15 protein-coding genes and 1 pseudogene are annotated in these 17,617 nt (G+C 61.4%); 6 read left to right on the forward strand and 10 right to left on the reverse strand.

What is annotated here, in order from left to right:
* Positions 1 to 36 precede the first annotated feature (36 nt).
* From IHQ43_RS28510 to IHQ43_RS28530, 5 genes are all read right to left on the reverse strand, one after another.
* On the reverse strand, positions 37 to 687 hold the full coding sequence (locus IHQ43_RS28510; protein WP_192562841.1) for a DUF1120 domain-containing protein: 651 nt from the start codon (positions 685 to 687) through the stop codon (positions 37 to 39).
* A gap of 191 nt (positions 688 to 878) precedes the next feature.
* Entirely contained in the window at positions 879 to 1,421 is a 543-nt protein-coding gene (locus IHQ43_RS28515; RefSeq protein ID WP_192562842.1) for a DUF1120 domain-containing protein, read from the reverse strand.
* Positions 1,422 to 1,434: 13 nt separating this feature from the next.
* The gene (locus tag IHQ43_RS28520) at positions 1,435 to 3,858 is read right to left on the reverse strand and encodes a fimbria/pilus outer membrane usher protein (RefSeq protein ID WP_192562843.1); all 2,424 of its coding nucleotides are present in this window, start codon (positions 3,856 to 3,858) and stop codon (positions 1,435 to 1,437) included.
* The gene (locus tag IHQ43_RS28525; RefSeq protein WP_192562844.1) at positions 3,858 to 4,565 is read right to left on the reverse strand and encodes a fimbria/pilus chaperone family protein; all 708 of its coding nucleotides are present in this window, start codon (positions 4,563 to 4,565) and stop codon (positions 3,858 to 3,860) included. The genes IHQ43_RS28520 and IHQ43_RS28525 overlap by 1 nt, the downstream gene beginning before the upstream one ends.
* Positions 4,566 to 4,712: 147 nt before the next feature.
* On the reverse strand, positions 4,713 to 5,375 hold the full coding sequence (locus tag IHQ43_RS28530) for a DUF1120 domain-containing protein (protein ID WP_192562845.1): 663 nt from the start codon (positions 5,373 to 5,375) through the stop codon (positions 4,713 to 4,715).
* Between the two features lie 347 nt (positions 5,376 to 5,722).
* On the opposite strand from IHQ43_RS28530, the gene IHQ43_RS28535 reads away from it, so the two are divergent.
* The gene (locus IHQ43_RS28535; protein WP_192562846.1) at positions 5,723 to 7,291 is read left to right on the forward strand and encodes a phospholipase D family protein; all 1,569 of its coding nucleotides are present in this window, start codon (positions 5,723 to 5,725) and stop codon (positions 7,289 to 7,291) included.
* A gap of 21 nt (positions 7,292 to 7,312) precedes the next feature.
* Here the strand turns inward: IHQ43_RS28535 and IHQ43_RS28540 are convergent, their stop codons facing one another.
* Together IHQ43_RS28540 and IHQ43_RS28545 are read right to left on the reverse strand one after the other, a co-directional pair.
* Positions 7,313 to 8,458: an MFS transporter gene (locus IHQ43_RS28540; protein ID WP_192562847.1), complete on the reverse strand. Its 1,146-nt coding sequence runs from the start codon at positions 8,456 to 8,458 to the stop codon at positions 7,313 to 7,315.
* 184 nt (positions 8,459 to 8,642) lie between these two features.
* A complete protein-coding gene (locus IHQ43_RS28545; protein ID WP_192562848.1) occupies positions 8,643 to 10,136 on the reverse strand; it encodes an aldehyde dehydrogenase in 1,494 nt (497 codons plus the stop codon).
* Positions 10,137 to 10,371: 235 nt separating this feature from the next.
* Here IHQ43_RS28545 and IHQ43_RS28550 point away from each other — a divergent pair, with 235 nt between their 5' ends.
* The gene (locus tag IHQ43_RS28550; protein ID WP_007954453.1) at positions 10,372 to 10,734 is read left to right on the forward strand and encodes a cupin domain-containing protein; all 363 of its coding nucleotides are present in this window, start codon (positions 10,372 to 10,374) and stop codon (positions 10,732 to 10,734) included.
* Between the two features lie 205 nt (positions 10,735 to 10,939).
* On the opposite strand, the gene rpmG is transcribed toward IHQ43_RS28550, so the two are convergent.
* The gene (rpmG, locus tag IHQ43_RS28555) at positions 10,940 to 11,095 is read right to left on the reverse strand and encodes a 50S ribosomal protein L33 (RefSeq protein ID WP_003177274.1); all 156 of its coding nucleotides are present in this window, start codon (positions 11,093 to 11,095) and stop codon (positions 10,940 to 10,942) included.
* Between the two features lie 11 nt (positions 11,096 to 11,106).
* Positions 11,107 to 11,340, reverse strand: a complete 234-nt coding sequence (gene rpmB / locus IHQ43_RS28560; RefSeq protein WP_003177273.1) for a 50S ribosomal protein L28 — start codon at positions 11,338 to 11,340, stop codon at positions 11,107 to 11,109.
* A 446-nt stretch (positions 11,341 to 11,786) separates the two neighbouring features.
* On the opposite strand from rpmB, the gene IHQ43_RS28565 reads away from it, so the two are divergent.
* Entirely contained in the window at positions 11,787 to 13,373 is a 1,587-nt protein-coding gene (locus tag IHQ43_RS28565; RefSeq protein WP_192562849.1) for an ABC transporter substrate-binding protein, read from the forward strand.
* Positions 13,374 to 13,499: 126 nt separating this feature from the next.
* On the opposite strand, the gene radC is transcribed toward IHQ43_RS28565, so the two are convergent.
* Positions 13,500 to 14,174 carry a RadC family protein gene (gene radC, locus IHQ43_RS28570; protein ID WP_127800635.1) on the reverse strand — a complete coding sequence of 225 codons (675 nt, stop codon included), beginning with the start codon at positions 14,172 to 14,174 and terminating at the stop codon, positions 13,500 to 13,502.
* Between the two features lie 135 nt (positions 14,175 to 14,309).
* Between radC and coaBC the strand changes: the two genes are divergently transcribed.
* From coaBC to IHQ43_RS28585, 3 genes and pseudogenes are all read left to right on the forward strand, one after another.
* Positions 14,310 to 15,518 carry a bifunctional phosphopantothenoylcysteine decarboxylase/phosphopantothenate--cysteine ligase CoaBC gene (gene coaBC, locus IHQ43_RS28575; RefSeq protein ID WP_085708873.1) on the forward strand — a complete coding sequence of 403 codons (1,209 nt, stop codon included), beginning with the start codon at positions 14,310 to 14,312 and terminating at the stop codon, positions 15,516 to 15,518.
* Positions 15,519 to 15,523: 5 nt separating this feature from the next.
* The gene (dut, locus tag IHQ43_RS28580) at positions 15,524 to 15,979 is read left to right on the forward strand and encodes a dUTP diphosphatase (protein ID WP_007954445.1); all 456 of its coding nucleotides are present in this window, start codon (positions 15,524 to 15,526) and stop codon (positions 15,977 to 15,979) included.
* A gap of 256 nt (positions 15,980 to 16,235) precedes the next feature.
* Positions 16,236 to 17,612, forward strand: a pseudogene (locus IHQ43_RS28585) (phosphomannomutase/phosphoglucomutase); the annotation flags it as partial.
* Between the last annotated feature and the right edge of the window lie 5 nt (positions 17,613 to 17,617).

Below are 17,617 nucleotides of genomic sequence, written 5' to 3' on the forward strand. Positions count from 1 at the left end.
AGTCCCGGTGCCAGAAGAGGCACCGGGCAGCAGCGGTCAGAGGTAGAACATGTCGAACGTCACGGAGCCATCCAGCGGGATGTCGTTGGCAATCGGCAGAGCGTTGCTTGGGCCGATGATCGGCAGCAGGTGCATCGGGAAACCGTGGTGGCGGGCGGCAACCGGGCCGGTCGCGGCGCTGGTGCCCCACGAGTACAACTGCGGCGCATTGCTGACCAGCGTGCTGGTCGGCACACGCCATGCCGGGGCTGCCAGCGTCCGGGTCAGCAGCGTCTGGGCATTGCCGTCGGTCTCCGGGATACCATGACGCAGGGCGAAACCACCAATACGCGTTCCACCGATTTCGCCCAGCCCGTAAAACAGTGCCGGATCACTTTGCCCGGCACCATCACTGATACCGGGCAGCTTGGTGCTGGCGCGGTTGTCGCGCACCGACACCTCGACGGGAGCCGGTGCGTCGCAATTGATGTGCAGCGACACATCGCGACCGGCCAACAGTGTCTGGGTGGTTGGGTTCAGCGTCGCTGCCGAAATCTTGCGCAGATCCACCGTGCTGCCACCGGCAAAGGCCGGAATGCAGGAGGTCGGAATGATGGTGCCGATGACATTCAGGTCAACGCTTTCTGCCATCGCCAATGTTGGCAGCAACGCTGCCGCCAGTACCGCAAGACGGGATGTCTTTTTCATAAGCCGTAATCTTCCATTTGATTGACAGTTCAGTCCCTACAAACCTGGTATGTAAGTAAGCGGGCTGATGATTGCGGCTTATGAGAGATAAATCTGTAGGAAACGGGGGCGCTTAAACAGCGAAATCACGACTGGATTAATAGGTAATTTGTGCGCGGTGGTGGGGTCCTACGCTGCCGTAGCCGAATGTTTCAGTACGCTTGAAAGCGCGCATCGATCTCGAACCGGGTCAGATCGGCAACCCGGGTCTGCACTGACCCGACCCGTCCTTCAAGCTCTAACTCGACGTCCATGCGCTGTCCCTCCAGAGCAACACCCGCCCGCGCTGGAATCAGGCTTTGCCCGGCGGGCCAGACAGCCACACCGGATGCGGCAACCGGTTCAAATCCAAGCCACTGCACAGCCTTGCCATCCACCCGGACAGCCACCACCTGAACCCTCAACGCCCCGGCGCCAAACCGATAGTCCACGGCATCCGCTGCAGGCGCCGCCAAGCCCAGTCGCAGCGGCCCTGTCCGGTCACACTGAACGGTGATCTGCACCCGCCGGCGCCCGAAACTCAACTGGTCATTTTCCAGTGGCTGTTGCAGCAACTGACCGCGCGTCATCGCTCCAAAATCGACGGTAGGCTGCCCCAGCCTGACAGCACAGTCCGATTGCGCCTGCGACTGATCGGCGATAAGCACGGTACCGAGCAATGCCAGACCGATCGTGCCGGTATTCAAACGATGCATGGTGACTGACTCCTTAAACCGCGTGACAGGTGGCTTGCGCCGTTTCGTACAGCGATTGCGTGTCGGGTTGCTCGCCGATGTCGTAGGACAGCCGGCAGCGACTGCCATCGGGCAGCACCGCATGCAAAATCGTGTCCGGCCGGACATCGGGCAAAAAGATCGTGCCGGCTTCCAGTACGTTGGTGATGTACTGCCCCTGCGCGTCGAAAACCGCTCCACCCTTGCGCAGAAGAACGTTGTCGGGGGTACGCGCCTGTAACAGCAGGCGCCGCGTGGTGACCATGTCGAATGCAAGTTTCGCTACCGCACCACGCCCGGCTTCGACTTCCTGGTAAGCGTTGTGCACATCGACATTGCGCCCCAGGCTGGCCGTGTCGAGTTCGACCCGGCCTTTGCTGTACGCCGGCAGACTCGCCGCCACGGCGTGCCCGGAATAATCGGTCCAGACAGGACCACGCGGAGTGTTCAGCTTGACGCCGGCAGCGTCGCCGGCCTTGAGCAAGGCGAAGGTTTCACGCAGGGGATAGGGCGACAGGGTCACGCCCTCACCGTGGATCAGCGCACCGCCGCGCAGGCCGATGTCATAGTTCTGGTTACCGGCCCCGCTGCGGGAATAGCCCATGTCCATCTGACTGTAGCGGGGCAACAGATTGACCCGCCCGTTGAACCCGGCACTACCGTTTTCCGGCCGTTCGGCGCCGATGCTATAGGCCAGGGTATCGCTGAGCTGTTCATTGAAACGCAGGCCGCTGCGGGTGCCGCCCACGTCGTCGTTGCGCGCATAGCCACGCAACGTCTGCCGCGCACCCAATGGCAGACTCACACTCAGATAAGCCGCTGTGCCGCGCGCATCGTCCGGCGTGCCGGCAACATCGCGCTCAACCGACAATGTCACATTGGCCCGTCGAAGGCCCTGCGACCAGGCCAGAGCGACTCTTGAAGTGGCCGTCCCGTCAAACAGGGAGAACCGTGAATAGCTGCCGGAGAGGCCGCCGTACATCGGACTGCTGGTGCTGAGGTTGGCCGTCAGTTGATTGCGTACCCGTTGAAACGGCTGATCCTTGTGCGAGTCCCAGGTGGTATCCGACAGCGTGCGGAAACCCTGGGTCTGTTGGGTCAGCGCAACACTTGCCGACAGTCGTTCATTCAAATGACCGCTGGCCGTCCACTGCAACTGAGTGCCGGATACGCCCTGATCCTGCGCCCGGGAAATCACCTGTCGGCCACCAAGTACCAGCCGATCGCCGACGCTGCCTTGCATCGCCCAACCCACCGACTCATAGCCTGTACCGAGCATGGTGCCGGCCGTGACCTGCCCGCGCGCGCCCAGCCGCCAGTCCTTGCTGGCAGCGGCGAAGGACGGCGCATCACGATCGTCACCGGCGTAGCGTCGCACCTGGCCGACCGCCAGCCCATAACCGGCCGCCCGCCCCGTCATCCCGCCACGCAGTTGCGTCGCCGGCACAATGAAGCGCCGCTGCTGCCCGTCCTCTTCATGCACCGTCACTTCCAGATCCACGCTCTGACTGAGCAACGGCAAACCGACCAGAGTGAACGGGCCACCGGGCACCACCGTGGTGTAGATCAGCGCACCGTTCTGTGTCACTTCGATCCGCGCGGCGGAATAGGCAATGCCTTCAACCCGCGCACCGGAGCTGTCATCATCCAGCGCCATCAAGGCAAGTTCCGGCTGCACCTGAAAGCCGTTGAAGGCCTCGCCGGAAAACAACGGGGAAATCATGTTCAACTGACCCAGTTGCAGGTTGGCCTGATAGCGCTCCGAGGTGTGCGAGGCATAGGCATACAGGTGCTCGAGGCGATCCTGACCGGCGAACTCGCTGTACACCTGACGACTGCGAAACGACCAGTCCGCCGCATTCAGGCCCAGCTCAGCGTTCAAGTTCCGGTACTGCGATGACTGGCCGGCGAAACGGCTGCCAAGCAACAAGGCATCGTAGTTGAACAGGCCTGCCGTACCACCGTTCAGGAAAGTGCGACGGGCCGGGCGATCGGGCAACAGCACAGCGGAGGGCAACAGCAGGGCAATGTGTTCCTGCGACGGATCGGCTTGCACCACAGCGTCAGGAAAGTACCGGGCGAACAGTTCGCATCCCGATCCACCCGCCGACTCAACATGATCCACTGCCCTGATATCGCCCCGCTCCAGCAGTGACGGCGTGAAACACAATTCGCCTTCGGCATCGAACGTGACCTGCACCCGTCCCTTGGGAACTCCGTTGACCGACAGGGTGACGGCCTGCACGCCCTCGCGAAAGCGCGGCGCCTGGCTGAAGTACTCGGCCAGGCGCGGATCCAGCCCGCGAGATTTCAGTACATCCTGATTGAACTGCACGGACACACGCTCGGCACTATTGACGACAGGAGCGGCGCCAAAAACGACGATCAGCGCCGCGCCGACCAGATAACGTCGATGCATCAATCCGTTACCAGCGGAGCGTCGAAATGCGCAATGGCGAAACCGTAAGTGGTCACTGGAAACAGTCGCACCTGGAGCGGCAAATGACTCGGCTCGGCCATCCCGCTCAAGGTCAGCTGTTCGCCGGGCAACACATAGGTGCGCCCCAGATCCATCTCCTTGCCACCCGGCAACAACATCACCGAATGGCCCAGTCGCACAACATACGGGCTGGGATTGCGCACCTTTACCTCAGTGCCCTGACGTGACCAGACCAGATGTTTCCAGGGCTCACGGTCGACCGGCAGCCTTGCCGGGCGCAGAATCGCCGGGATGTTCTGGCGCACACTCAGGCTGACCTGCGCCTTGCCTGTCGAGTCCTGCGGCGCGATCCCTTCGAACACCAAACGCTTGAGACGCTCGGTCTTCAGCGGTTCAGCGCTGCGCAAAATGAATCGCACACGCTGGGTGGCTCCGGGCTCGACCCGGGCGACCGGCGGCGTCAGAAGCAGCAAGGGTTCGGTGTCTTGCGGCACATCCTCGACAGAGGTATGCAGCAGCGCCGGATGAGGCTCGCTGTTGAACACATTGATCCCCGCCTCGCCCAGCCCTTCATCGAGCACCAGCACCGGCGTTTCGGGAACCATCCCCGCCGCCCGGATCGACCCGGGCCACAATAAGAACACCAGCAGTACACGGGTGATGGCGTTGCGTGTGAACGCGTTCATGTCGTTGTCCACAGGCGAGCGCGCAGCCGGCAGCAACGCCGGGCCACGAGCCAGCCGATCAGGTTGATTGGAAATGACAGGCCACGCCTGTCGAGAGTCACTGCAAAGCCTTGTTGTGCCTCAAGCCCGGCACAATCGCGCGCCCCTTCAGAGGTAAAGCAACTCGAACGTAGCCGACCCGTTCAGTGCGAACTCGGATGTGATGGGCAGGCTTGCCGAGGGGCCGATCACGGGGACCAGAGTCATGGGAAACGTATGCACGGTGCCCGGTGTCGGGCCGGCAGCCAGCGACCTCCCCCACGAGTACCGAAGATTGCCGCCTTCGGTGTTTTTCCCGACCAGCGTTGCCGTTTCAGGAGTGTCCCAGTTGGCCATTTCTCCTTGCTTATACAGGATCATCGACGGCTGCCCGTCGACGGTCGGTGTGCCGAATCGCAGACCGTAGCCACCGATCTTCGCCCCGGCGACTTCACCGATTCCGTAGATGTACATGGCCCAGTCGGAGCCATCGACGACAATTCCGGGCAGCCGGGTATGGGTCTGGTTATCATGCACCTTGATCGCCATGGGGGCGGCTGCGGAGCAACTGACATTCAACGTTATGTTGCGGTTTTGAAGTTCGGTCTGCCGATCCCGGTTCAGAGAACCGGCGGGGATGTCTCCCAGATCAACCGTATTGCCGCCAGTGAAGGCCGGTGTACACGAGGTCGGAATAATGGTGCCCGTGATCGTCAGATCCGCGCTATCGGCCATGACCCCTGCCGGTAGCAGGGCACTTGCGACAGCAATTGCACGAAAGGTCTTGCGCATGAAAATTCTCACTCCATAAGAATCGAAAGATGACAGCCAGCTACGCGTCTTCTACTGAAAGAAAGGAAAATTCCTGTTTCAAAATCAGCGTTGTCATTATTCCAATTGCCTCCCGGCAGTGATGTAAGGCGAGAGCGCGATTCGCACTGGAAAAATCGCTGCCGGGCGTAGCTGATGTGAGCCGGAAAAATCGCCGATCTGTTTAAAAACGCTCCCCCTGCCGACAGCACCAGGCTACACGCGGCTCTGCGCCGTGAGTCGGATTGACCGGACGCGCACGCGCGGGCAACACCCGGCGCCTGTCGTGCCATACTCCTGACCTCGCCACCCATCCGGAACGATCCGACTTGAGCTCCAGACACACTCTGCCGTTTGCCCTGTTGTTCGTCCTGTTGCTCGGCGGTTGCGCTTCGCTGGATGTTCCCCGGGAACCGAGTCAGGCCTTGCCAGCGAACGAATCGGCATTCGGCCGTTCAATTCAGGCGCAGGCAGCGCCCTACAAGGGCCAGTCCGGCTTCCGTCTGCTGTCCAACAGCACCGAAGCCTTCACCGCCCGCGCCGAGCTGATCCGCAACGCACAAAGCAGCCTCGACTTGCAGTACTACATCGTCCATGACGGCATCAGCACGCGAATGCTGGTGGAAGAAGTATTGAAGGCTGCCGATCGTGGCGTGCGGGTGCGTATCTTGCTGGACGACACCACCAGCGACGGTCTCGACCTGATCATCGCGACCCTGGCAGCGCACCCGCAGATCCAGATCCGTCTGTTCAATCCGCTGCATCTGGGGCGCAGCACCGGCGTGACCCGGGCGGCCGGGCGGCTGTTCAACCTGTCGCTGCAACATCGGCGGATGCACAACAAGTTGTGGCTGGCAGACAACAGCGCGGCTATCGTCGGCGGGCGCAATCTGGGCGATGAATACTTCGATGCCGAACCCAACCTGAATTTCACCGACATCGACATGCTCAGTGTCGGGCCGGTCGCCGAGCAGCTCGGGCACAGCTTCGACCAGTACTGGAACAGCGCCCTGAGCAAGCCGATCGACGAATTCCTCTCCAGCAAACCCACGTCAAAAGACCTGCAGAACACCCGAACGCGCCTGGAAGAATCCCTGGAAGAAACCCGCAAACAGAATCACGCGCTGTATCAGCAGTTGATGACCTACCGCACCGATCCGCGCATGGACATCTGGCGCAAAGAGCTGATCTGGGCCTGGAACCAGGCGTTGTGGGATGCGCCGAGCAAGGTGTTGGCCAAGGGTGAACCCGATTCGCAGCTGCTGCTGACGACCCAACTGGCACCGGAGCTGACCGGCGTCAGCCAGGAACTGGTGATGATTTCTGCCTATTTCGTGCCAGGGCAGCCGGGGCTGGTCTACCTGACCGGACGCGCTGATGCGGGCGTGTCAGTGAGCCTGCTGACCAACTCGCTGGAAGCCACAGACGTGCCGGCGGTACACGGCGGTTATGCGCCGTATCGCAAGGCGCTTCTGGAACATGGCGTGAAGCTCTACGAACTGCGGCGCCAGCCTGGGGACAACTACGGTAGCGGCCCGCACTTGTTTTACAGCAAGTCCTATCGCGGTTCGGACTCGAGCCTGCACAGCAAGGCGATGATCTTCGACGGAAAAAAATCGTTCGTCGGCTCGTTCAATTTCGACCCGCGCTCGGTGCTGTGGAACACCGAGGTCGGAGTGCTGGTGGACAGTCCCGAACTGGCAGCCCATGTGCGCGAACTGGCTTTGCAGGGCATGGCGCCGGCGCTGAGCTACGAAGCGAAACTGCAGGACGGAAAAGTGGTGTGGGTCACCGAGGACAACGGCCAGATGCATACGCTGACCAAAGAACCCGGGAGTTGGTGGCGGCGCTTCAATGCGTGGTTCAGCACCACGGTGGGACTGGAGCGGATGCTGTAGCAGCCCGCTCCAGGCAGATCATCAGGCGGGCTCCGGCACCTTGCCGAACGCCCCTTGCCGCGACAGCAGAATCACCAGCCCGAACGCCCCGGCCGCCATCAGCCACGGCAACGCGTGCCCGCTGATCCACTGACTGCCCGCCCCCGCCAACAACGGGCCGATCAGACAACCGACGCCCCACAGCTGCGCCACATGCGCGTTGGCTCGCACCAGCGCGTCGTCGCGGTAACGCTCGCCGATCAGGATCAACGACAGGGTGAACAGCCCCCCGGCGCTGGCGCCGAACAGCACCCACAGCGGCCAGATCAGCAAGGTGTCGAGCAGCATCGGGATCGCCAGACTCGACAGCATCAGCACCACGGCGCAGCCGGTGAATAAAGTCCGGCGCGACAGGTAGTCGGCCAATGCGCCGATGGGCAATTGCAGCAGCGCATCGCCCACCACCACGGTGCTGACCATCGCCAGGGCGATTTCGGCGGTAAAGCCCTGTTGCAGGCAATACACCGGCAACAGCGTCAGGATCATCGCTTCGAACGCGGCAAACAGTGACACCGCCCAGGCGATTGCCGGCAGTTCGCGCGCGAACCCCCACAGATCGCCGAAGGTCACGCTGCTGGCCTCGCTGCTCGGCGCGCCGCTGCGACCCAGCAGCAGAAACGGCGAAGCGATCAGCAGACCGACACCCACCCAGAAACCATAATCGTGATCGGTGCCGAGCGCGCCCAGCAGCAATGGACCGGACAGCTGGCTCAACGCATAACTGCTGCCATACAGGGCCACCAATCGGCCGCGCCAGTGCTCGACAACCAGCTGATTGATCCAGCTCTCACCGAGGATAAACACGATGGTCAGGACCACGCCGATCATCAGGCGCAGCACCAGCCAGATCGGGTAGCTCGGCAGCAGCGCCAGCAGGCCGATGGACAATGCCCCGCCCCACAGGCAAAGACGCATCAGGTTCGCCGTGCCGAAGCGCGCGGCCAGATGGCTGGAAATCTTCGCCCCCAGCAACACGCCAATGGCCGGCATCGCCGCCATCACGCCGATGGCGAACGAGCCGTAACCCCAGCCCTCCAGGCGCAACGACACCAGCGGCATGCTGACCCCCAGGGCCAGGCCAACACTCAAGACAGACGCCAACACGGCGAAATACGTCGCCCAACGCATGGTCCACGCTCCTGTGGATAATTTTTATATGCACCACAAAACACTGTGGGAGCGAGCTTGCTCGCGATAACGGTTTCACATTCAGCCGATGTGCTGACTGATACACCGTTTTCGCGAGCAAGCTCGCTCCCACAGGGATCTTTGTACCGTTCGGGAGCCCGCGTCGGCAGGCTCCCTCAACGGTTTACAGCTTGATCCAGGTCGCCTTCAGCTCGGTGTATTTGTCGAACGCGTGCAGCGACTTGTCGCGACCGTTGCCCGACTGCTTGAAGCCGCCGAACGGTGCGGTCATATCGCCGCCATCGTATTGGTTGACCCACACGCTGCCGGCACGCAGGGCCTTGGCGGTCAGGTGTGCCTTGGAAATGTCCTGAGTCCACACCGCTGCCGCCAGGCCGTAAGGTGTGTCGTTGGCGATGTTGATCGCCTCCTCGGCCGTGTCGAAGGCGATGACCGACAACACCGGGCCGAAGATTTCTTCCTGGGCAATCTTCATTGCGTTGCTCACGCCGTCGAAAATCGTCGGCTCGACGTAGGTGCCGCCGGTTTCCTGAAGAATGCGCTTGCCGCCGGCCACCAGTTTGGCGCCATCGGTGTGGCCCGACTCGATGTAGGACAGCACGGTGTTCATCTGCTGGGTGTCGACCAGCGCGCCAACGTTGGTGGCCGGATCCAGCGGGTTGCCCGGTTTCCAGGTTTTCAGCGCTTCGATGACCATCGGCAGGAATTTGTCCTTGATCGAACGCTCGACCAGCAGACGCGAACCGGCGGTGCAGACTTCGCCCTGGTTGAAGGCGATGGCGCTGGCGGCGGATTCGGCGGCGGCTTGCAGGTCCGGTGCATCGGCAAACACGATGTTCGGGCTCTTGCCACCGGCTTCCAGCCAGACGCGTTTCATGTTCGATTCGCCGGAATAGATCATCAATTGCTTGGCGATCTTGGTCGAACCGGTGAACACCAGGGTGTCGACATCATTGTGCAGCGCGAGCGCCTTGCCGACGGTGTGGCCGTAGCCCGGCAGCACGTTCAGCACGCCTTTCGGAATACCGGCCTCGACCGCCAGTTTGGCGATGCGGATGGCGGTCAGCGGGGATTTTTCCGACGGCTTGAGGATCACCGAATTACCGGTCGACAGGGCCGGACCGAGTTTCCAGCAGGCCATCATCAGCGGGAAGTTCCACGGCACGATGGCGCCAACCACGCCGACTGGCTCACGGGTCACCAGACCCAGTTGATCGTGCGGCGTAGCGGCGACTTCGTCGTAGATCTTGTCGATCGCTTCACCGCTCCAGCTCAACGCTTGCGCGGCGCCCGGCACGTCGATGTACAGCGAATCGCTGATCGGCTTGCCCATGTCGAGGGTTTCGAGCAGGGCCAGTTCTTCGGCGTGCTGCTTGAGCAGGCCGGCGAAACGGATCATGGTGGCTTTGCGTTTGGTCGGCGCCAGGCGCGACCAGACACCGGAATTGAACGTGGCGCGGGCGTTTTCCACGGCGCGCTGGGCGTCGGCGGCGTCACAGCTGGCGATCTTGCCCAGCAGACGGCCATCGACCGGGCTGATGCACTCGAAGGTCTCGCCGGAGACGGCATCGGTGTACTCGCCATTGAGGTAGGCGCGGCCTTCGATTTTCAGGTCGCGGGCGCGTTGTTCCCAGTCGGCACGAGTCAGGGTGGTCATTCGAGTGTCCTCCTCTTGTTCAATACGAGCGCCGCGATCGTCGCGGTCGTCCTCAGGAATACTGCCCGGCCAGCCTGCTTTTCGGCCCAAGGCATCCGCCACCCTAAACCAGCGGCCGGGGTTGTTTCAATATATTTGACATAAGCTCGCCATACGGCCTTGCGGCGTTCAATTTAATCAACATAGACTTTGGCCCTTTCACGCCATCGCGCCGTCATCACGGGAGAAAACAACAATGAACATCCAGAACGTCGTCGACATCAGCCTGACCACAACCGAAGCCGAACGCTATCGCCCGGACCCGGCCAAAGTACTCAAGGGCGATCCCGAGCAGGCGGTGTTCAATCAATACGACAGCCCTTGCGGGCAAATGGGCGTCGGCGTGTGGGAAGGTGCGGTCGGTCAGTGGACGGTGAACTACACCGAACACGAATACTGCGAAATCCTGCAGGGCGTTTCGGTGCTGCGTGACGGCGAAGGCAATGCCAAGACCCTGCGTGTCGGTGATCGCTTCGTGATTCCGGCCGGTTTCCGTGGCACCTGGGAAGTGCTGGAAGCTTGCCGCAAGGTCTATGTGATCTTCGAACAGAAGGCCTGAAATTTTCGTCGGCTGCCCCGGCCCTATCGCTGGCAAGCCAGCTCCCACAGGGGTAATTGGCGTTCACAAGATTTGTGCACACCGCTGAAATTGTGGGAGCTGGCTTGCCAGCGATGAGGCCCGCACAGGCACCCCGGAATCCGGGGCAACAAAAAAGGCCCGTATCGTGAGATACGGGCCTTTTTTGTAAGTCGGGAAAAATCAATTACTTGATTTTGCCTTCCTTGTAGATCACGTGCTTGCGAACAACCGGATCATATTTCTTGATCTCGATTTTGTCCGGGGTAGTACGCTTGTTCTTGTCGGTAGTGTAGAAGTGACCAGTACCGGCGCTCGAGATCAAACGAATCAATTCACGCATGATTAGCTCCCTTAAACCTTGCCGTCGCGACGCAGCTCGGCCAGCACAACGCTGATGCCACGCTTGTCGATGATACGCATGCCTTTGGCGGAAACGCGCAGGCGTACGAAACGTTTCTCTTCTTCAACCCAGAAGCGGTGATGCTGCAGGTTCGGCAGGAAACGACGACGGGTTTTGTTGTTTGCGTGGGAAATGTTGTTCCCAGTCACCGGACCCTTACCGGTAACTTGACATACTCTAGACATGCCTCAGCCCTCTAAAACCACATGCCCAACCCGGCATGGGTTGGCCGCTTAATCTCTAGTCATTGTGGCGCCAGGCGCCGCGATTCTTTAGAGGTCTTACCGGCTACACCTACAAGCGAAGGAACCGGGCCCCTAGAAAAGAGCGCTGCTTTATACCAGAAAGACCACGGAGCAACAACTTTCCGTGTGCAAAGAATGGCTAAAAAGCCGCTTTTCCCGGCCGCAAGCGCCTTGGACAAAGGCTGCCGGCAATTTTTACCATTCGTCGAAGAAAACCGATCATGCCCGCTATCGAGACTTTTCCCGCCGCCTCTTCCGACAAATCCTCAGCCGCGCAGCCCCGAAAATGCAAAAAGGGGATAGTCATTTGCAATCGCGACCACTAGGGTAGGCCTTTTCCAGACTGCACTTGCAGATGGGCCTTCGATCTGTAAAGGAAGCCGACCATGCGCCTCGCTGCCCTCCCCCTGCTCTTCGCCCCGCTGTTACTGAGTCCACTGGCCCAGGCCGCCGCCCTGAGCGTCTGCACCGAGGCCAGCCCCGAAGGCTTCGACGTGGTGCAGTACAACTCGCTGACCACCACCAACGCCTCGGCGGACGTGCTGATGAACCGTCTGGTGGACTTCGACACCGCCAGCGGCAAGGTGGTCCCGAGCCTGGCCGACAGCTGGGAAGTCAGCACCGATGGCCTGAGCTATGTTTTCAAATTGCACCCGCAGGTGAAATTTCACACGACCGACTACTTCAAACCGACCCGTGAGTTGACCGCCGAAGACGTCAAATTCAGCTTCGACCGCATGCTCGATCCGGCCAACCCGTGGCACAAGGTCGCCCAGAGCGGCTTCCCCCACGCTCAGTCGATGCAGTTGCCGAGCCTGATCAAGAAGATCGATGCACTGGATCCGCTGACCGTGCGCTTCACCCTCGATCACCCGGACTCGACGTTCCTGGCGACCCTGAGCATGGGTTTCGCCTCCATTTATTCTGCTGAATACGCCGACAAGCTGCTGAAGGCCGATGCCACCGACAAGCTCAACAGCCAGCCGGTCGGCACCGGCCCGTTCGTGTTCAACCGATTCCAGAAAGATGCGTCGATCCGCTACAAGGCCAACCCGGATTACTTCCGTGGCAAGCCTGCGGTGGACCCGCTGATCTTCGCCATCACCCCGGACGCCAACGTGCGTCTGCAAAAGCTGCGGCGTAACGAGTGCCAGATTGCCCTGTCGCCAAAACCACTGGACGTACAGGCCGCGAAGCAGGAGCCGACGCTGAAAGTCGAAAAGACCGACGCGTTCATGACCGCATTCGTCGGCATCAACAGCCAGCATCCGCCACTGGACAAGCCGGAAGTGCGCCAAGCGATCAACCTCGCCTTCGACAAGGCCAACTACCTGAAAGCTGTGTTCGAAGACACCGCCGAAGCCGCCAACGGCCCTTACCCGCCAAACACCTGGAGCTACGCGAAGAATCTGCCCGGATATGCCCACGACGTGGACAAGGCCAAGGCTTTGCTGGCCAAGGCCGGGCTGAAGGACGGTTTCCAGACCACCATCTGGACGCGCCCGTCCGGCAGCCTGCTGAATCCAAACCCGAGCCTCGGCGCTCAATTGCTGCAATCGGACCTGGCGGAGATCGGCATTCAGGCGGAAATCCGTGTGATCGAATGGGGCGAGCTGATCCGTCGCGCCAAGGCTGGCGAGCATGATCTGCTGTTCATGGGCTGGGCCGGCGACAACGGCGACCCGGACAACTTCCTCACCCCGCAGTTTTCCTGCGCGGCGGTGAAGTCCGGCACCAACTTCGCCCGCTACTGCAACGCCGATCTGGACAAGCTGATCAGCGCCGGCAAGACCACCAGCGAACAAGGTGTGCGCACCAAGCTGTACGAGCAGGCGCAGGCGCAGATTCAGCAGCAGGCGCTGTGGCTGCCGCTGGCGCATCCGACGGCGTATGCGCTGACGCGCAAGGACGTGCAGGGTTACTCCGTCTCCCCGTTCGGACGGCAGGACTACTCCAGGGTCACCCTGAAGTAGCCCGCAACAACCCAAAACCTGTGGGAGCGAGCTTGCTCGCGAATGCAGTCTGTCAGTTACCGGATGAGGCGGCTGACACAACGCTATCGCGAGCAAGCTCGCTCCCACAGGGATATGGCATCACCCTCACATCCAGCCACACTCCGCCATCGACAGCGGTTCGCCGTCACCGACGATGAAGTGATCGAGCACCCGCACATCGATCAACTCCAAAGCCTTCTGCAAGCGCTTGGTCAATAATCGATCAGCCTGACTGGGATCGGAGTTTCCCGACGGATGGTTGTGGCACAGGATGACCGCCGCCGCGTTGTTGGCCAGGGATCGCTTCACCACTTCCCGGGGATGGACGGCGGTGTTGTCGATCGAGCCGCGAAATAACGCTTCGAAGGTCAGCACCTGATGTTTGGAATCCAGAAACAGGCAACCGAAAACCTCGTGCGGCTCGTGGCGCAGCATGGCTTTGAGGTAATCACGAACCACTTGTGGGTTTTCCAGCGCCGTTTTTTGCCGCATGCGCTCGGCCAGATGTCGCCGCCCCATCTCCAGCACAGCTTGCAGCTGGGCAAACTTCGCCGGCCCGAGGCCCAACTGCTCGCTGAACGCTCCGAGATCAGCTTCAAGCAACGCACGCAGACTGCCGAACTGACTCAACAAGTGTCGCGCCAGATCCACCGCGCTTTTACCGGATACGCCGGTTCGTAGAAAAATCGCCAGCAATTCGGCATCGGAAAGACTCCCCGAGCCCTGTTCCAACAGCTTCTCCCGCGGCCTTTCCGCCGCCGGCCAATCGCGAATACTCATACACCTTCCTTGTCTGTGGGCGCCGCTGTTCCGTAGCGGTCGCTGTGATATCGTAGCCCATCTTTTTTGCGGGCGAATTCACCCTGGGGAGGGGGTTTCGCCACGTATGTCACCAACGAAATGAAAGGCAGACCTATGCAGCGGCTGTATCGGAAACGCATCGTTCTGGGCGTCGGCGGCGGCATTGCTGCCTACAAGAGCGCCGACCTTGTGCGCCGCCTGATCGATCAGGGCGCCGAAGTGCGCGTGGTCATGACCCGTGGCGGCAGCGAATTCATCACCCCGCTGACCATGCAGGCGCTGTCCGGCCACCCGGTTCACCTGGATTTGCTCGACCCGGCTGCCGAAGCGGCGATGGGCCACATCGAACTGGCCAAATGGGCCGATCTGGTGCTGATTGCCCCGGCCACCGCCGACCTGCTCGCCCGTCTGGCCCAAGGCATTGCCAACGACCTGCTGACCACATTGGTGCTGGCCACCGACGCCATCGTCGCTGTCGCCCCGGCCATGAACCAGGCCATGTGGCGCGATCCGGCGACCCAGGCCAACCTGCAACTCCTTGAAAGCCGTGGCCTGAAGACCTTCGGCCCGGCCTCTGGCAGCCAGGCCTGCGGCGACGTCGGCATGGGCCGCATGATGGAAGCCACCGACCTGGCCCAGCTCGCGGCGGACTGCTTCCAGCGTCAGGCGCTGACCGGCAAGCATGTGGTCATCACCGCCGGCCCGACCCAGGAAAACATCGACCCGGTGCGCTACATCACCAACCACAGCTCCGGCAAAATGGGCTTCGCCCTGGCGGAAGCGGCGGTGGAGGCCGGCGCCCGCGTGACCCTGATCAGCGGCCCGGTGCACCTGCCGACGCCGGATCGCGTCACCCGGATCGACGTGGTCAGCGCCCGCGACATGCTCGCCGCGTGCGAAGCCGCGATCCCTTGCGACATCTTCATCGCCTCGGCAGCGGTTGCGGACTACCGTCCGGAAGTCGTCGCCCCGCAAAAATTGAAGAAAGACCCTACGAGCGGCGACGGCTTCGTCCTGCAAATGGTGCGCAACCCGGACATCCTGGCCACCATCGCAACCCGCCCCGACCGTCCGTTCAGTGTCGGCTTCGCCGCCGAGACCGAACATCTGCTCGACTACGCTGCACGCAAGCTGAAGGACAAGAATCTCGACCTGATCGTCGCCAACGACGTCGCCAACCCGAGCATTGGTTTCAACAGCGAAGAAAACGCCTGCAGCGTCATCGACCGTGGGCTGCACGCCACGGTTTTCGCCCAGACCAGCAAGAGCAAGATCGCTCGCCAACTGGTCACTTTTATCGCCGAACGTCTGAACCAGGTTTAATTTACATGCACGCTTTGCAAGCCAAGATCCTCGACCCACGCATCGGTACCGAATTCCCGCTGCCGCAATACGCCACACCGGGCTCCGCCGGCCTCGACCTGCGCGCCATGCTGCAAGAGGACATCGTGATCAAGCCGGGTGAAACCGTGCTGATCCCGACCGGGCTGTCGGTCTACATCGGCGACCCGAACCTCGCCGCACTGATCCTGCCGCGCTCGGGCATGGGCCATAAGCACGGCATCGTGCTGGGCAACCTCGTCGGCCTGATCGACTCCGACTACCAGGGCCCGCTGATGGTGTCCTGCTGGAACCGTGGCCAGACCGAATTCACCATGCCGGTCGGCGAGCGTCTGGCGCAGCTGGTGCTGGTGCCGGTGGTGCAGGCGCATTTTGAAATGGTCGAAGAGTTCGTCGAGACCGAACGCGGCGCTGGCGGTTTCGGCCATTCCGGCACCAAGTGATTGGTTTGTGGCGAGGGAGCCTGCTCTCTCGCCATAAAAATACGCAGATTCATCTGGAAGCTTTACCGCTGAAAATCAAGGCATTGACTGGCCAAAGCCACGCCGCACAAGGCGTCATGGCCCTTTCACACCACGAACTCTCTGTGAAAACCGCCGTCATACCCTTCAGTTTGAGCTTGCCGTCGAATGAGTCGTCGGTGTGTCCAGCCACTTTCGAGATGGAGCATTTTCGCAGATGAGCACCCCCGCCCAAGTCGCCCCGAAGCTTCCCGACAGCATCTTCCGCGCCTACGACATTCGCGGCACCGTGCCGGAATTCCTCAATGCCGAAACCGCCTACTGGATCGGCCGCGCCATCGGCTCCCAAAGCCTGGCCCAGGGCGAACCGAACGTGTCCGTCGGCCGTGACGGCCGTCTGTCCGGCCCGGAACTGGTTGCCGAACTGATCCGTGGCATCGCCGAAAGCGGCTGCCACGTCAGCGACGTCGGCCTGGTGCCGACGCCTGCGCTGTATTACGCCGCCAACGTGCTGGCCGGCAAATCCGGCGTGATGCTCACCGGCAGCCACAACCCGTCGAACTACAACGGTTTCAAGATCGTGATCGCCGGCGACACCCTCGCCAACGAACAGATCCAGGCCCTGCACGAGCGCCTCAAGACCGGCAACCTGAGCAGCGGCACGGGCAGCGTGACCCAGGTCGAGATCCTAGACCGCTACACCACCGAAATCGTCCAGGACATCAAACTGGCCCGGCGCCTGAAAGTCGTGGTCGACTGCGGTAACGGTGCGGCCGGCGTGATCGCCCCGCAACTGATCGAAGCGCTGAACTGCGAAGTCATCCCGCTATTCTGCGAAGTCGACGGCAACTTCCCGAACCATCACCCGGATCCGGGCAAGCCTGAAAACCTCGTCGACCTGATCGCCAAGGTCAAGGAAACCAACGCAGACATCGGCCTGGCCTTCGACGGCGACGGTGACCGCGTCGGTGTGGTGACCAACACCGGCACCATCGTCTTCCCGGATCGCCTGCTGATGCTGTTCGCCCGTGACGTGGTGGCGCGCAACCCGGACGCGGAGATCATCTTCGACGTCAAATGCACCCGTCGCCTGATCCCGCTGATCAAGGAATATGGCGGTCGGCCGCTAATGTGGAAGACCGGTCACTCGTTGATCAAAAAGAAAATGAAACAGTCCGGCGCACTGTTGGCCGGCGAAATGAGCGGGCACATTTTCTTCAAGGAACGCTGGTTCGGTTTCGACGACGGCATTTACAGCGCCGCACGGCTGCTGGAAATCCTCAGCAAGGAAAAATCTTCGGCCGAGGAGCTGTTCGCCACCTTCCCGAACGATATTTCCACGCCGGAAATCAATATCCATGTGACCGAAGAGAGCAAATTCAGCATCATTGATGCACTGCACGATGCGCAGTGGGGCCCAGGCGCCGACCTGACCACCATTGACGGCGTGCGGGTCGATTACGCCAAAGGCTGGGGCCTGGTGCGCGCGTCCAACACCACACCGGTGCTGGTGTTGCGCTTCGAGGCCGATGACGAGGCTGAATTGCAGCGCATCAAGGCTGTGTTCCATGCCCAACTGAAACGCGTTGCACCTGATCTCCAACTACCGTTCTGATTGCT

Origin of the sequence: Pseudomonas gozinkensis (assembly GCF_014863585.1) — a bacterium.
Classification (GTDB): Bacteria; Pseudomonadota; Gammaproteobacteria; order Pseudomonadales; family Pseudomonadaceae; genus Aquipseudomonas; species Aquipseudomonas gozinkensis.